General features: G+C 71.9%; 14 protein-coding genes and 1 pseudogene. 12 read left to right on the forward strand and 3 right to left on the reverse strand.

Annotated elements, in window-relative coordinates:
• Positions 1–124 precede the first annotated feature (124 nt).
• The 10 genes from ribD (at position 125) to ACZ6WH_RS07545 (ending at position 8,799) form a co-directional block, all read left to right on the forward strand.
• Positions 125–1,201, forward strand: a complete 1,077-nt coding sequence (gene ribD, locus ACZ6WH_RS07500; RefSeq protein WP_469727210.1) for a bifunctional diaminohydroxyphosphoribosylaminopyrimidine deaminase/5-amino-6-(5-phosphoribosylamino)uracil reductase RibD — start codon at positions 125–127, stop codon at positions 1,199–1,201.
• A gap of 1 nt (position 1,202) precedes the next feature.
• Entirely contained in the window at positions 1,203–1,811 is a 609-nt protein-coding gene (locus ACZ6WH_RS07505; RefSeq protein WP_432851744.1) for a riboflavin synthase, read from the forward strand.
• Positions 1,808–2,461, forward strand: a complete 654-nt coding sequence (locus tag ACZ6WH_RS07510; protein ID WP_361562260.1) for a nicotinamide mononucleotide transporter family protein — start codon at positions 1,808–1,810, stop codon at positions 2,459–2,461. Before ACZ6WH_RS07505 ends, ACZ6WH_RS07510 begins: the two co-directional genes overlap by 4 nt.
• Positions 2,458–3,750 (forward strand): bifunctional 3,4-dihydroxy-2-butanone-4-phosphate synthase/GTP cyclohydrolase II, encoded by a 1,293-nt coding sequence (locus tag ACZ6WH_RS07515; RefSeq protein WP_432851741.1) that lies wholly within the window; start codon positions 2,458–2,460, stop codon positions 3,748–3,750. The genes ACZ6WH_RS07510 and ACZ6WH_RS07515 overlap by 4 nt, the downstream gene beginning before the upstream one ends.
• A 50-nt stretch (positions 3,751–3,800) precedes the next feature.
• Positions 3,801–4,286, forward strand: coding sequence for a 6,7-dimethyl-8-ribityllumazine synthase (gene ribH / locus ACZ6WH_RS07520; protein WP_432851739.1), 486 nt, complete (start codon positions 3,801–3,803; stop codon positions 4,284–4,286).
• A 34-nt stretch (positions 4,287–4,320) separates the two neighbouring features.
• On the forward strand, positions 4,321–4,593 hold the full coding sequence (locus ACZ6WH_RS07525; RefSeq protein ID WP_432851737.1) for a phosphoribosyl-ATP diphosphatase: 273 nt from the start codon (positions 4,321–4,323) through the stop codon (positions 4,591–4,593).
• Between the two features lie 76 nt (positions 4,594–4,669).
• A complete protein-coding gene (gene hisG / locus ACZ6WH_RS07530; protein WP_030610537.1) occupies positions 4,670–5,518 on the forward strand; it encodes an ATP phosphoribosyltransferase in 849 nt (282 codons plus the stop codon).
• Positions 5,519–5,616: 98 nt separating this feature from the next.
• Entirely contained in the window at positions 5,617–6,066 is a 450-nt protein-coding gene (locus ACZ6WH_RS07535; RefSeq protein ID WP_432851735.1) for a PH domain-containing protein, read from the forward strand.
• A 259-nt stretch (positions 6,067–6,325) separates the two neighbouring features.
• Positions 6,326–7,681, forward strand: a complete 1,356-nt coding sequence (locus tag ACZ6WH_RS07540) for a hemolysin family protein (protein WP_432851733.1) — start codon at positions 6,326–6,328, stop codon at positions 7,679–7,681.
• Positions 7,678–8,799, forward strand: a complete 1,122-nt coding sequence (locus ACZ6WH_RS07545) for a hemolysin family protein (protein ID WP_469726716.1) — start codon at positions 7,678–7,680, stop codon at positions 8,797–8,799. Before ACZ6WH_RS07540 ends, ACZ6WH_RS07545 begins: the two co-directional genes overlap by 4 nt.
• Before the next feature lie 68 nt (positions 8,800–8,867).
• On the opposite strand, the gene ACZ6WH_RS07550 is transcribed toward ACZ6WH_RS07545, so the two are convergent.
• Positions 8,868–10,754, reverse strand: coding sequence for an AAA family ATPase (locus tag ACZ6WH_RS07550; protein WP_432851731.1), 1,887 nt, complete (start codon positions 10,752–10,754; stop codon positions 8,868–8,870).
• Positions 10,755–11,222: 468 nt separating this feature from the next.
• On the reverse strand, positions 11,223–11,900 hold the full coding sequence (locus tag ACZ6WH_RS07555) for a uridine kinase family protein (protein ID WP_469726718.1): 678 nt from the start codon (positions 11,898–11,900) through the stop codon (positions 11,223–11,225).
• A gap of 145 nt (positions 11,901–12,045) precedes the next feature.
• Here ACZ6WH_RS07555 and ACZ6WH_RS07560 point away from each other — a divergent pair, with 145 nt between their 5' ends.
• Both ACZ6WH_RS07560 and ACZ6WH_RS07565 read left to right on the forward strand, forming a co-directional pair.
• Positions 12,046–13,425, forward strand: coding sequence for a peptidase C39 family protein (locus ACZ6WH_RS07560; protein ID WP_469726719.1), 1,380 nt, complete (start codon positions 12,046–12,048; stop codon positions 13,423–13,425).
• A 188-nt stretch (positions 13,426–13,613) separates the two neighbouring features.
• Positions 13,614–13,910, forward strand: coding sequence for a hypothetical protein (locus ACZ6WH_RS07565; RefSeq protein WP_469726720.1), 297 nt, complete (start codon positions 13,614–13,616; stop codon positions 13,908–13,910).
• A 187-nt stretch (positions 13,911–14,097) separates the two neighbouring features.
• Here ACZ6WH_RS07565 and ACZ6WH_RS07570 read toward each other — a convergent pair.
• A pseudogene (locus ACZ6WH_RS07570) lies at positions 14,098–14,462 on the reverse strand (DUF4118 domain-containing protein); the annotation flags it as partial.
• Positions 14,463–14,797 lie beyond the last annotated feature (335 nt).

Consider the following 14,797-nt stretch of genomic DNA (forward strand, 5'->3'; position numbering starts at 1 on the left):
TCACCTTTCCGGCCTCGGTGACCGTGCTGTTCCGTACCGCTTCTGTCGCTCGCGACAGCCCCGGAGTCCGTGCCCGAAGAGGCAGGAGGACCCGGTGGCGACAGCCCCCGCCGAGACCACGGCGATGCGCCGGGCCATCGCGCTCGCCGCCCGCGGCCTCGGGCACACCAGCCCCAACCCCGTCGTCGGCTGCGTGATCCTCGACGCGCACGGTGCCGTCGCCGGTGAGGGCTGGCACCAGCGGGCGGGTGGCCCGCACGCCGAGATCCACGCCCTGCGCGCCGCCGGCGAGCGCGCCCGCGGCGGTACGGCGCTGGTCACCCTGGAGCCCTGCAACCACACGGGCCGCACCGGTCCCTGCGCCCAGGCCCTCGTCGACGCCGGGGTCGCCCGGGTCGTCTACGCCGTACCGGACCCCGATCCCGCCGCGACCGGCGGCGCCACCACCCTGCGGGCGGCCGGCGTCGACGTCGAGGGCGGGCTGCTGGTCGACGAGGCCGCCGCCGGGAACGAGGCCTGGCTGACCTCCGTACTGCGCCGCCGCCCCTTCGTGCTGTGGAAGTACGCCGCCACCCTGGACGGCCGGATCGCCGCCGCCGACGGCACCAGCCGGTGGATCACCTCCCCGCGGTCCCGCGCCGACGTGCACCGGCTGCGCGCCCTGGCCGACGCGGTGATCGTCGGCTCCGGCACCGCCCGCGCCGACGACCCGCAGCTCGGCGCCCGGCTGCCGGACAGCGAGGTCACCCAGCCGCTGCGGGTGGTCGTCGACTCCTCCGCCACGGCCGTGAAGCCCGGCGCCCGGGTCCTGGACGGCACGGCCCCGACCCTGATCGCGGTCGCCGAGGACGCCGACGCCGCCCACCTCGAAGAACTCGCGTCCCTCGTCCGGCTGCCGCGCGCGGCCGACGGCCGGGGCCTGGACGTGCCGGCCCTGCTCGGCGCGCTCCACGACCGCGGCGTGCGGTCCGTCCTCCTGGAGGGCGGACCCACCCTCGCCGGTTCCTTCCTCGCCGCCCGCGCCGTCGACAAGGTCGTCGGCTATCTCGCCCCCGCGCTGCTCGGCGCGGGCCCGGCCGCGCTGGGCGACGCCGGAATCTCCACCATCGACCGGGCGTTGCGCCTCGACGTGACCGACACCGAACGGCTCGGCCCGGATCTGCGCATCACCGCCACCCCCGCCCTCCACGAGGAGAACTGAAGTGTTCACCGGAATCGTCGAAGAACTGGGTGAGGTCGTCGCCGTCGAGAACCTCGGCGACTCGTCCCGCTTCCGACTGCGCGGCCCCGTCGTCACGGAGGACGCCAAGCACGGCGATTCCATCGCCGTCAACGGCGTGTGTCTGACCGTCGTGGAGACCGCGGACGGCGAGTTCACCGCCGATGTGATGGCCGAGACGCTGAAGCGCTCCAGCCTGGGCGCGCTGGAGAAGGGCTCCCGGGTCAACCTGGAGCGCCCGATGGCACTCGGCGGGCGGCTCGGCGGCCACCTCGTACAGGGCCACGTCGACGGCACGGGCACCATCGCGGAGCGCACCCCCGGCGAGCACTGGGAGATCGTGAAGGTCGCCCTGCCGGACGGGATGGCCCGGTACGTCGTCGAGAAGGGCTCCATCACCGTCGACGGGGTCTCGCTCACCGTCGTCGAGGCCGGGGACGACTACTTCACCATCAGCCTCATCCCCACCACCCTCGACCTCACCACCCTCGGCATCAAGCAGGTCGGCGACCCGGTGAACCTGGAGGTCGACGTCCTCGCCAAGTACGTCGAGCGGCTGCTCGGCAAGGACGCTTCGGGAGACCCGCGATGACCGCCCTGACCTGGCTGAACGGTGAGGCGTTCGCCGCCTTCGGCCAGCACGTCATCTGGTCCGACATGATCGGCAACACCGTCGGCCTGCTCGCCCTGGCCCTCGGCTGGCGGCGCTCCATATGGACCTGGCCCGCACAGTTCCTCTCCGGCGTCATCCTCGTCGCCGCGTACGCGTCCGCCCAGCTCAGCGGCGGGGTGGGCAAGCAGCTGCTGGTCATCGCCGTCGCCCTGTGGGGCTGGCGGCAGTGGCAGCGCGGCCGGCAGCAGGCCCAGGACGGGACGATCGCCGTCCGCTTCGCCACCTGGCGCGAGCGCTCCACCCTCCTCGCGGGCACCGTCGTCGGCACCCTCGCCGTCGGCTTCCTCTTCACCCAAGTCCCCCAGCTGTCCTGGAACCCCTGGCCGGACGCCTACATCTTCGTCGGCACGCTCGCCGCGATGGTGGCCCAGGCCCGCGGCCTCGTGGAGTTCTGGTTCGCCTGGCTGCTGGTCGACGTGGTCGGCGTCCCGCTGGCCTTCAGCAGCGGCCTGGCCTTCTCGGGCCTGGTCTACGTCGTCTACCTCGGTCTCGTCCTGTGGGGCCTGCGCGACTGGTGGCTGCGCTCCCGCACGAGCCCGCAGCCCGTCCTGGAAGGAGCGGCGGCATGACCGCACAGCAGAACTGGTACGAAGGCCCCGACGCGACCGACCTCACCCTCGACCCCGTCGAGCGCGCCATCGCCGACATCGCGGCCGGCCGCCCCGTCGTGGTCGTCGACGACGAGAACCGCGAGAACGAGGGCGACCTCGTCCTCGCCGCCGAGAAGGCCACCCCCGAGATCGTCGCCTTCATGATGAGCGAGTGCCGCGGCCTGATCTGCGCGCCCATGGAGGGCCCGGAGCTGGACCGGCTGGAGCTCCCGCAGATGGTCCAGCACAACACCGAGTCCATGCAGACGGCCTTCACCGTCTCCGTGGACGCCACCGGCGAGCACGGCGTCACCACCGGCATCTCCGCCGCCGACCGCGCCATGACGCTGCGCCTGCTGGCCTCCGGCGACTCCGAGCCCGGCGACTTCGTCCGCCCGGGGCACATCTTCCCGCTGCGCGCCAAGCCCGGCGGCGTCCTGGTACGCAACGGTCACACCGAGGCCGGCGTCGACCTCGCACGGCTCGCCGGGCTGCGGCCCGCCGCCGCCATCGTGGAGATCGCCGGTGAGGACGGCACCATGCTGCGGCTGCCCGAGCTGATCCCCTTCGCCCGCAAGCACGGCCTCGCGATCATCTCCATCGAGGACCTGATCGCGTACCGCCGCAGCGCCGAGCCCACCGTCCGCCGCGAGGCCACCACGCGGCTCCCCACCGCCTTCGGCGACTTCACCGCGCACGGCTACCGCTCCACCGTGGACGGCGTCGAGCATGTCGCGCTGGTCGCGGGCGACCTCGACGACGGCGAGGACGTCCTGGTCCGGATCCACTCCGAGTGCCTGACCGGCGACATCTTCCACTCGCTGCGCTGCGACTGCGGCCCGCAGCTCCAGGAGTCGCTGCGCCGGATCAGCGAGGCGGGCCGCGGCGTGGTGATCTACCTGCGCGGCCACGAGGGACGCGGCATCGGACTGCTGTCCAAGCTGCGCGCCTACGAGCTCCAGGAGCGCGGCCGGGACACCCTGGACGCCAACCTGGAGCTGGGCCTGCCCGCCGACGCCCGGGACTACGCCGCGGGCGCCCAGATCCTCACCGACCTGGGCGTGCGCTCGCTGCGCCTGATGACCAACAACCCCGAGAAGACCGCGGCCCTGGTCGAGTACGGCCTGCACATCACCGGCCGGGAGCCGATGCCGGTCCAGGCCGGCGAGCACAACCTGCGGTACCTGCGCACCAAGCGGGACCGGATGGGGCACGACCTGCCGTGGCTGGACCCGGCGGACCGGGCCTCGGCCTGCAACAGCCAGTAAGACACGCACATCCCACTTCCCTATTACGCACCACCAGTACGAGGAGCAACGTGAGCGGCAAGGGCGCACCCGAACTGTCCGTGAAGAACTGTGGCGACCTGCGGGTGGCCGTGATCGCGGCCCAGTGGCACACCCAGGTCATGGACGGTCTGGTCAACGGCGCGCTGCGCGCCCTGGCCGAGCTCGGCATCGACGAGCCCACCCTGCTCCGCGTGCCGGGCAGCTTCGAGCTGCCCGTGGTCGCCAAGGTCCTCGCGGGCCGCGGGTACGACGCGGTGGTCGCGCTCGGCGTGGTCATCCGCGGTGGCACCCCGCACTTCGAGTACGTCTGCCAGGGCGTCACCCAGGGCCTGACCCAGGTCTCCATCGACACCGGCGTGCCCATCGGCTTCGGCGTGCTGACCTGCGACGACGAGCAGCAGGCGCTGGACCGTGCGGGCCTTGAGGGCTCCCACGAGGACAAGGGCCACGAGGCGGTCACCGCGGCCGTCGCCACCGCCGCCACGCTCCGTTCCGTATCCGAACCCTGGCGCTGAGTCGGGGCGGGCGACCGTTAGGGTGGGTACCACCATGTCCAAGAAGACTTTCGAGGAGCTCTTCGCCGAGCTCCAGCAGAAGGCCGCCACCGGCGACCCCGCCTCTTCCCGCACCGCCGAACTGGTCCAGTCCGGCGTCCATGCGATCGGCAAGAAGGTCGTCGAAGAGGCCGCCGAGGTGTGGATGGCCGCGGAGTACGAATCGCACGACGCCGCCGCCGAGGAGATCTCCCAGCTCCTCTACCACCTTCAGGTGATGATGGTCGCCAAGGGCATCAGCCTCGACGACGTCTACGCCCATCTCTGAGCCGCACCGTTCTCGCCGTATCTCCCCTTTTCTCGCGTTTTCCTCATCACTCCCTCGTACAAAGGAAGTCCCTCTCATGCTGCGCATCGCCGTCCCCAACAAGGGTTCACTGTCCGAGCCTGCGTCGGCGATGCTCCATGAGGCCGGCTACCGCCAGCGCAAGGACCGCAGGGAACTGGTCCTGGTCGACGCGGAGAACGAGGTCGAGTTCTTCTTCCTGCGCCCGCGCGACATCGCGGTCTACGTCGGTTCCGGCAAGCTCGACATCGGCATCACCGGCCGTGACCTGCTGCTGGACTCCGGCGCCAAGGCCGAGGAGATCATGCAGCTCGGCTTCGCCGGCTCGACGTTCCGGTACGCCACCACGCCCGGCACCGCCAAGGACGTCAGCGAGTTCGGCGGCATGACCGTCGCGACCTCCTTCTCCGGCCTGGTCACGCAGCACCTCGCCGACAACGGCGTGGACGCCTCCGTCGTGCACCTCGACGGCGCGGTGGAGACCGCCATCCAGCTGGGCGTCGCCGAGATCATCGCCGACGTCGTGGAGACCGGCACCACCCTGCGCAACGCGGGCCTGGAGATCATCGGCGAGCCGATCCTGAAGTCCGAGGCCGTCGTCATCCGCGGCAAGGGCGCGCCCGTCGACGACCCGAAGGTGCAGCAGTTCCTCCGCCGCATGCAGGGCGTCCTGGTGGCCCGCCGCTACGTGATGATGGACTACGACATCCGCGTCGAGCACGTCGAGAAGGCCGTGGCCCTCACCCCGGGCCTGGAGTCCCCGACCGTCTCCCCGCTGCACCACGAAGGCTGGGTCGCGGTCCGCTCGATGGTCCCCTCCAAGGACGCCCAGCGCATCATGGACGAGCTGTACGCGCTCGGCGCCCGCGCGATCCTCACCACCGGCATCCACGCCTGCCGCCTCTGAGAGACACAGGCTCCGACCACCCGCACGGCCGGGCCGTACGCACCGCCTCGCGGCCGGCGTACGGCCCGCGCCGCCACCCCGCCACGGAAGACGACGACGTGTCCGCGCCTCTGCCCGACCTCCCGGTGACCTTCCGGCCCGCCCGCACCCGTGCCGTCCTGTACGTCGTCGGCATCGCCCAGCTGGTGGCCCTGACGATCATCGCGTTCCTGCTGCCGGCCCTCAGCGGCGGCGAGCGGATCAGCTTCGTGTTCACCGGACTGATCGTGCTGGGCGTGCTGCTGCTGCTCGCCCGGCCCAAGGTCGTGGCCACCGAGCGCGGCATCACCGTCGTCAACCTCACGACCAGGCGCGAGCTGGCCTGGGCCGAGGTCCTGCGGGTGAATCTGCGGGTCGGGGACGCCTGGGTCCATCTCGACCTCGCCGACGGCACGAGCCTGCCGGCGATGGGCATCCAGCCCGGCATCGCCAAGCAGCAGGCCGTGCAGGACGCCCGTACGCTGCGCACTCTCGCCGAGACGCACGGCAGCGGCGACCACGCCGGCTGACCGGTTTCCCCCGCCGTACCGATCAGGACGGACAGAATCTGCGGCATACCGCACGCCCGTCCGCTCTCCCCTTGCCGCGCCCGGCCTGTTTACTCTGTAGCCCGGGGCCGTGCCGCGGCCCCGCCCCCCTCGCGGGGACCCTGCGACCCGAGGAGTGACTCCTTCCAGCAATGGACGGATCGTCCTGTAGTACCTGCGCCGCCCCTCCCGGACAGCGCCCGCGCACCGCGGCTGTCCCGAGTACCACGGAGGCGGCGGCATGACAGTTCCGCTGCTGTTGCTCGCCGCGGCCTTCGTGCTGATCCTGGCGAACGGCTTCTTCGTTGCCGCCGAGTTCGGCCTCGTCACCGTCGAGAAGGCGGCGGCCGAACGGGCCGCCGACGCCGGTGACCGCCGCGCCCGTACGGTCGTCACCGCGCTGCGCGAGCTCTCCTTCCAGCTCTCCGGCACCCAGCTGGGCATCACGATCACCTCCCTGGTGGTCGGCATGCTCGCCGAGCCCGCCCTCGCCGACCTGCTCGGCGGGCCGCTCGCCGCGACCGGGCTGCCCGCCGGCGCGGTGCCCGGCATCGCCGTGGTCATCGGCATGCTGCTGGCCTCCGCCGTCCAGATGGTGATCGGCGAGCTGGTCCCGAAGAACTGGGCGGTCTCCAAGCCGCTCACGGTCGCGCGCTTCGTCGCCGGGCCGCAGCACGCCTTCTCGCGCTTCTTCCGCCCGGTCATCGCGCTGCTCAACACCGTGGCCAACCGCCTCGTGCGGGCCATGGGCGTCGAGCCCACCGACGAGCTGGCCTCGGCCCGCACCCCCGGCGAACTGGTCTCGCTGGCCCGGCACTCCGCACAGGCCGGCGCCATCGAGCAGGACACCGCCGACCTGTTCGTCCGGACCCTCTCGCTCGGGGAGCTGAGCGCGGAGAACGTGATGACCCCGCGGGTGCGGGTCTCCGCGCTCCAGTCCTCCGCGACCGCCGAGGACGTCCTGAACCTCACCCGCGCCACCGGCCTGTCCCGCTTCCCCGTCTACCACACGCGGATCGACGAGGTCGTCGGCATGGTCCACCTCAAGGACGCGCTCGCCGTGCCCGCAGAGGAGCGCCTGCGCACCCCCGTCGGCCGGATAACCGTCGCCCCGCTGCTGGTGCCGGAGAGCCTGCCGGTGCAGCCGCTGCTGGAGCGGCTGCGCAGCGAACAGCCGATCGCCGTGGTCGTCGACGAGTACGGCGGCACGGCCGGCGTGGTGACCCTGGAGGACATCATCGAGGAGCTGGTCGGAGAGGTCCGCGACGAGCACGACCGCGCGGACCTGCCGGAACTGGTGCTCGCGCCCGCCGAGGACGGCCATCCCGCCTGGGACGCCGACGGCGGCTGCCGCGTCGACACCCTCCGCAGGATCGGGCTGGCCGCTCCGGACGGCCCGTACGAGACCGTGGCCGGACTGGTCGCCCACACCCTCGGCCGGATCCCCGCCTCCGGGGACATCGCCGAGCTGGACGGCTGGCGGCTGCGGGTGCGGCTGGTCGCGCACCACCGCGCCGACCGGGTGCGCCTGATACGTACGGGGCCGGCGCCGACCGCCGTCGCCGCGCAGGCCGGCGAGCGGGCAGGTGTCCGATGAGCGCATTGCAGCTGTTCTTCGCCGCCCTCCTCGTCCTCGCCAACGGCTTCTTCGTCGGCGCGGAGTTCGCGCTGGTCTCCGTACGCCGCAGCCAGATCGAACCGCTCGCCTCCGAAGGCTCCAAGCGGGCCAGGCGGGTGCTGTACGGCCTGGAGAACCTGCCGCAGATGATGGCCGCCGCGCAGTTCGGCATCACCGTCTGCTCGCTGACGCTGGGCGCGGTCGCCGAGCCCACCGTGGCCCGGCTGCTGGAGCCGCTCTTCCACGCCGTGCACCTCCCCGAGGCGCTGATCCATCCGCTCGGCTACGCCATAGCCCTCGCCCTGGTGGTCTTCCTCCACCTGGTGATCGGCGAGATGGTGCCGAAGAACCTCGCGATGGCCGCGCCCGAGAAGACCGCCCTCTGGTTCAGCCCGGGCCTGGTCGTCTTCGCCCGGATGTGCCGCCCGGTCACCGCCCTGCTGGGCGCGTGCGCCCGCGGCATCCTGCGGCTCTTCCGCGTGGAGCCCAAGGACGAGGTCGAGGCGGTCTTCACCACCGAGCAGCTCACCCACCTCGTGGCCGACGCGGGGCAGGCCGGGCTGCTGGACCCGGGGGAGCAGGAACGCCTCTCCGACGCGCTGGAGCTGGGCCGCCGCCCGGTCACCGAGGTACTGATCGACCGCGCGGCCCTGGTCACCGTCGACCCGTCCGTCACCCCCCGGCAGGTCGAGGAGCTGACCGTGAAGACGGGCTTCTCCCGCTTCCCGGTGTGCGCGCCGGGCGGCACCTACATGGGCTACCTGCACGTCAAGGACGTACTGGACCTGGAGGAGCGGGACCGTGCGGTGCCGCAGCACATCTGGCACCCGATGACCACGCTGCGCGCCGAACTCCCGCTGGACGACGCGCTGACGGCGATGCGCCGGGCCGCCTCGCACCTCGCGGCGGTCTCCGACGGCGCGGGCCGGGTGCTCGGCCTGGTCGCGCTGGAGGACGTGCTGGAGAAGCTGGTCGGCGAGGTCCGCGACCCCGCCCACCGCGATACGGCGGAGCCCGCCCGCATCGCCGAGCCACGCGGCGCCGGCGACCTGCGGACCGAAGAGGTGCAGCCGGGGGAGCGGGCGATGGCGGGCTGACGGCTCGCACCTGAACGCCAGGCGGGCGCGGCTGTCACAGCCGCGCCCGCCTGGCGTTCAGGCCCCGGTCACGCTCCCGGGTCCGGCGCCGGGCCCCGGCCCGACAGCACCTCGCCGTACGCCTGCATCAGGTCCGGCAGCCGCAGCGTCGAGAGGTCCTCGCGGGACGGCGTGCCCGACCACGTCGACAGCCGCAGGTCCCGGTACGCGCAGCTCTTCTCGTACAGCGTGCGCAGGAAGCGGCCGTTGCCCAGCTCGTCGATCCAGCCCTGGTCCACGACGTGCCCGGCGATGCTGCGCAGCTCGTCCAGCGACTCCTCGTCCCAGCGGTCGCCGTTGTCGGCGGCCAGCACCTCGCCGATGGCCGTCAGCTCCAGCGGCCGGTAGCTGGGGAAGTCCACCCGGGTGGTGAAGCGGGAGGAGAGTCCGGGGTTCGCGGCCAGCAGGCGGTCCATGCCCTCCGGATACCCGGCGAGGATCACCACCAGCCGGTCGCGGTTGTCCTCGGCGCGCTTCAGCAGCACCTGGAGCGCCTCGTCGCCGTACGCGTCGCCCTTGGTGTAACCGGAGTTGGAGAGGGAGTACGCCTCGTCGACGAAGAGCACGCCGCCCAGCGCCGAATCGATCAGTTCGTTCGCCTTCACCGCCGTCTGGCCGAGGAACTCGCCCACCAGATCGGCGCGTTGGGCCTCCACGAGATGGTCGCCGCCGAGCAGCCCCAGCGCGTAGAAGACCCGCCCGAGTATCCGTGCCACGGTCGTCTTGCCGGTCCCGGAGGGGCCCGAGAAGACGAAGTGCCGCTTGGGCGGCTGGACGGGCAGCCCCTGCCCGGCCCGCAGCCGCGCCATCCGCAGCTGCGCGGACAGCGCCCGCACCTGCCGCTTCACCGGCTCCAGGCCGACCATCCGCTCCAGCTCCTGGAGCGCCTGCTCCAGCAGGACGGGGTCGGCGGGGCCGGCCGGCAGCTGATCGGCGGTGCGCTGCTCCGGTACGCCCTTGACGCGGGCCGGCCCCGGGGCGCCGGCGGCCGGGGTGCCGAGCAGATCACCGTCGTCCGGCCCGTCCGGATCGGCCGTCGCCAGCAGCTCCCGGCCGTCCACCGGGTCCAGCGGCGCCAGCGGGTCGAGGTCCGCGCCGTTCTCCTGGCCGAGCCCGGCCGGGACGGTGGCCAGGTCGGCGCCCTCCTCCAGCCCGTCGCACTCGGCGATGGCCGCGAGCCGGGCCGCGGTGTCCATGAAGGCCGGATCCACGCGGTGGACGGCGCGATACAGGGGGAGGGCCGCGGCGCTGCGGCCCGTGCCCTCGTGCGCCCGCGCCAGCCAGTACCGCAGCTCCTTGCGCTGCGGCTGCTCGCTGCGGCACCGCATCAGCGCGGCCGACAGCAGCGGTTCGGCCTGGCCGTACATCTCCAGCCGGACCCGCGCCATGCCCCCGAACAGCCCCGACTCGATGCCCAGCAGCGGATCGTCGATCAGCGGCTCGGTGTGCCGTACGAGCTGCTCCCAGTCCTTGACCAGATACGCGCGGCAGGCGTGCAGGAAACGCACCTGCGGATCGGTGTCGACCGGCGGGCAGCCGGCCAGCGCCTGGTCCAGCTCGGCGACGTGCCGGCCGTCCAGCCAGTGCGAGGCGTGCGCGAGGAGCAGGTCGCGGCCGGTCTCCAGCACCGGCTGCACCCACCAGCCCAGCCAGTACCAGGAGTTCAGGGTGCGGCGGTGGCGGGCGCGCTGCTCGCCGAAGCGGTCGCGGTGGCGGTACATGCGCAGCAGCGCCGTGGTGGTGTCCGCGCGCAGCGCGTGCAGTCCGAGCCAGGCGTCCGCCATCGAGGGGTCGATGCGTACCGCGGCCCGGAACTCCTCCTCGGCCTGCGCGTACGCGCCCATGGTGTACGCGTCCACCGCGCGCAGCCAGGCGAGTTCGGCCGGGGCCGCCGTGCCCTGCGCGCCACAATCCATCCTGTCCCCCACAAAAGATCCCCCGCGCCCGTGCCCGCCAGGTGGCTACCCGGCAGCGGCGTGATCGAAGCAGCGTGCTGTGGACGGGATCTGCACGCCGTCGCGCGCCCGTCGGTTCGTGTCCTCGGGTGGCACGAACTGGCATCGTACCTGCGCTGCGGACGCCTGCCGAAGAGGGGCGCAGCGGGGAAGCTGGGACTCGGCGGCGCGAAGGGACCGGTGACCGAGGGTGAGGGAGAAGCGGCGCGAAGCGCGGAATTCGGAGGATGAGGACAGAACGAAGCCCCCGATCACGGGGGAACAACCGGGGGCTTCGCGTCTGTGGGCGGTCCGTCAGAACCGCACATTGAGAACGTAAGTCCTGTACGGCCCCCAGGTCAAGCCGAGTTGAGGCACTCGGCGGGAGCCTGTCGGCCCTCCTCGGCGCACCGGTCCCGGCCCGTCACGGAGCGTGAAGGAATGGGGGAGTCAACGCGCGTCCACCGGCCCCGCACGCCACTCGTACCCCACCTGTCCCTGTGTCACCAACAGGTCGGCGTAGGGGCGGGAAGGATCGACCGCGAAGTGCGCGCGCTCCGCCGGAATCCAGCCATCCCAGAACCCGGTGAGCTCCGGCCCGTCCCGCCGCCGCCCCCGTGACCAGGCGGTCTCGTCGGGAAGTTCCATCCACAGCAGGCACGCCAGGTGCGGGCGGAGCGCGCGACGGCCGGCGCCGACGCCTTCCAGCAGCACCACCGGGGCGGGCGCGGGCGTGCGCTCCCGCGCGAAGCGGCGGTGCACCCAGTCGTACACCCCGTACCGCGCGCTCCGCCCGGCGGAGAACGGCTCGATCACCTGTTCCCGCAGTCGCTCGTCCCAGCCGAAGAGCTCGTCGTGCGTCGCCAGGTCGTCGAGGTGGATGACGGGGACCGGCGCCGTGGCGTGCCCGTCCGCCGCCGGTCCTTGTGCCGCGCCGCCGTCACCTGCCGCGACCGCTTCTCCTGCCGCGGCCGCTCCGAGCGTCGCCGCCAGCCGTGCCGCGAACGTGCTCTTGCCCGACCCCGCGTGCCCGTCCACGGCCACCAGCCGCACCGGACCGCAAGAGGGGGGCAGCGCGCGCAGACGCGCGGCGAGCGTGCCGAGGCCGTGATCGGCGGGGCTTTCCATCACGCCAGCGTACGACACTGGTCCACACCAATATTTCGTCGCGCGACGCGCGTCGAACCGCTGGCCGAACCGCGACGGTGCGGTGATAGTTGAGCCACGACTGCCGTGACGTTCATCCCGCACCCGACTGGGGGACCTGACGCCCATGACCAGATACGCTCCCCGCCGCACCGTGCTGGCCGCCGCCCTCGCCGTCGCCGCCGGCGCCGCGACCCCCCTGCCCGCCTTCGCCGCCGGCCGCTCCGGAACGCCCGACCCGCACGGCGCCGCGCACCCCGCCGCCGGCCCGCTCGTGGACTACCACGGCTGGACCGGAGTGGCCGACTGGCTCGCGGGCTCGGGGCAGGGCACCCGCATCGAGCCCGGCGCCCGGCCCGGCGTGCAGATCGCGGTCCCGATCGGCACCATCGACTACCGCGACCCGCACCTGAACAAGACCTCGACGTGGGAGTACGCCACCTGGACCTCCCCGGCCCACAAGCTCAGGGTCCCCGCCACCGAGATCATCGCGTCCTGGAACGCGCACACCCCCGCCGGCACCTGGATCGCCGTCGAGGTGCGCGGCATGTACTCCGACAAGTCCCGCACCCCGTGGTACGTCATGGGCCGCTGGGCCGCGGGCGACCAGGACATCCGCCGTACGTCCGTCGACGACCAGACCGACGACAAGAGCACGGTCTACACCGACACCCTCTCCGTGGACTCCCCGGCGAGCGGCCTCCGCATCGTCTCGTACGAACTGCGCGTCACCCTCTACCGCAAGCCCGGTACGGACCTCACGCCCACGGTGTGGCGGGTGGGCGCCATGGGGTCGGACATCCCCGACCGCTACACGGTCCCGGCCTCGAAGCCGGGCATCGCCCGTGGCCGGGAACTGGCCGTCCCGCGATACTCCCAGGAGATCCACAAGGGCCAGTACCCCGAGTACGACAACGGGGGAGAGGCGTGGTGCAGCCCGACCTCGTCCCAGATGATCATCGAGTCCTGGGGCCGGCGCCCCAGCCCCGAAGACCTGGCGTGGGTCAACCCCGACTACGCGGACCCCCAGGTCTGCCACGCCGCCCGCTACACCTTCGACTACCAGTACGAGGGCTGCGGCAACTGGCCCTTCAACGCCGCCTACGCCGCGACGTACGACAACCTCCAGGGCGTGGTGACGCGCCTGCACTCCCTCACCGACATCGAGAAGCTCATCCACGTCGGCATCCCCGTCATCACCTCCCAGTCCTTCATCGCCTCGGAACTGGACGGCGCGGGCTACGGCACGTCGGGCCACCTGATGACGGTCATCGGCTTCACGCAGTCCGGCGACATCATCGCCAACGACCCCGCCTCCCCCTCCAACGTCGCCGTCCGCCACATCTACAAGCGCCGCCAGTGGGAGAACATCTGGCTCCGCACCAAGCGCAAGGACGCGAGCGGCGCAGTGAAGTCGGGCACCGGCGGCGTCTGCTACCTCTACTTCCCGGCCCACCCCACCCCGACCCAGAACCGGGCGCTGCGGGAGTTGGGGATCTGTTCGTAGCCGGTGGTCTCGGCGCCAGCGGCAGGTAGTCCCCCGGAGGCCGTCTCCGCCACCTGACAGCAGTGCTCTCCGCCGTCAGGTGGCGGGGTGACCGTACCGGTCGACTGTGACCTTGATCGACCGGTACCCGAGCCATCGGGACACCTCGTGAAGGACACCCCATTCGTCAGGGTCACGTTCGCTCATTTATGCCGCAGATCGTGCGGCGTGTACGCGGGCAGCCCGAGCCGTTGGATCGCGCGATCCCACGATTTCCGGACCAGCCCCGGGTAGGTCATTCCTCCGGATTGATTGAGGATGGGCAGACGCGAAGCAAAGGCGTACAGGTATTCGGGCGCCGGTACATCGCGCCACTCTCCCTCCTTGTGATGCTTCAACGGAGCGCAACGAGCGACGTGCCGACGATCCCGCCCCTGATGTCGAACCATCTGGCGCCGCATTCGCAATACACCTTCGCGGAAGTCATCGGGGAAAACCCCGAGTGATTCGCCGATACGCGAGCCGCCACAAGCCAGAGCCATGCAACGGGTTGCAGCCGCGGGCCGATGGAATGATCGATTGCTTGTATCTTCTCAATGCTCGGAAGCCTGCGCTCGTCAACGGGGATCACGGTGTTCTCCAGCTTCTCCGCCTCCTTGACAGGACTGCTGGATATGCGCTCGTGACGCAGGGCATGTCCGACTCGGCGCGGAGCCGGGCCGCCTGCTGAGTACGGCGGGCCGCGAGGTCTACCACGGCGGCGACCGAGAGCGCTACACCGATGAAGACCGCCATGGCAACGATGTTCTCCGGGGCATCGACGGTCAGCGTATGGACGGGCGGTGTGAAGAACCAGTTCAGCAGCAGTGAGCCGACGACGGCCGAGGCAAGCGCCGGCCACAGCCCGCCGAGGATCGCGGCGCTGTACCGGTCAGGGACAGGTACAGCAGCATGTCGTTGGCCAGGCCCATCTCCCGCGCCAGGCTGCTGAGGAGGAGGGTGAGCAGTAGGGGGCCGCCCACTCCGGTCAGCCGGCCGCCGATGAGCCGGGGGCGGGCGAACCGGACGCTGCTTGCTGCGGCAGACCCATGTCCGGTCGGGTACGGCACCTGCCCCGGGGAGCAGGCTATCCCGGCAGGGAGCCAGACCCCACGAGGCTGAGCTCCCCCGCGAGCGGACCGAAGCCGTGCGACCTCGACAGTCCTTCGCGCGGGGGCGTTCCGGGCGGAGCCGCATTTCCCTCCCGTGCACCCGCATGTTGCGCCGGCGCCCCCTCCGTGCGTCTACGGCAAGTTGGCAGAGTCGTCTCCTCGGCCCAAGCGAATCATTGTGCTGCGCGGCTCCTGTCCGCAGGATCCTCCATGGCCACCGATTTTCGTTTCGTGCGGACAGG

This window comes from Streptomyces sp. NPDC050806 (assembly GCF_055586425.1).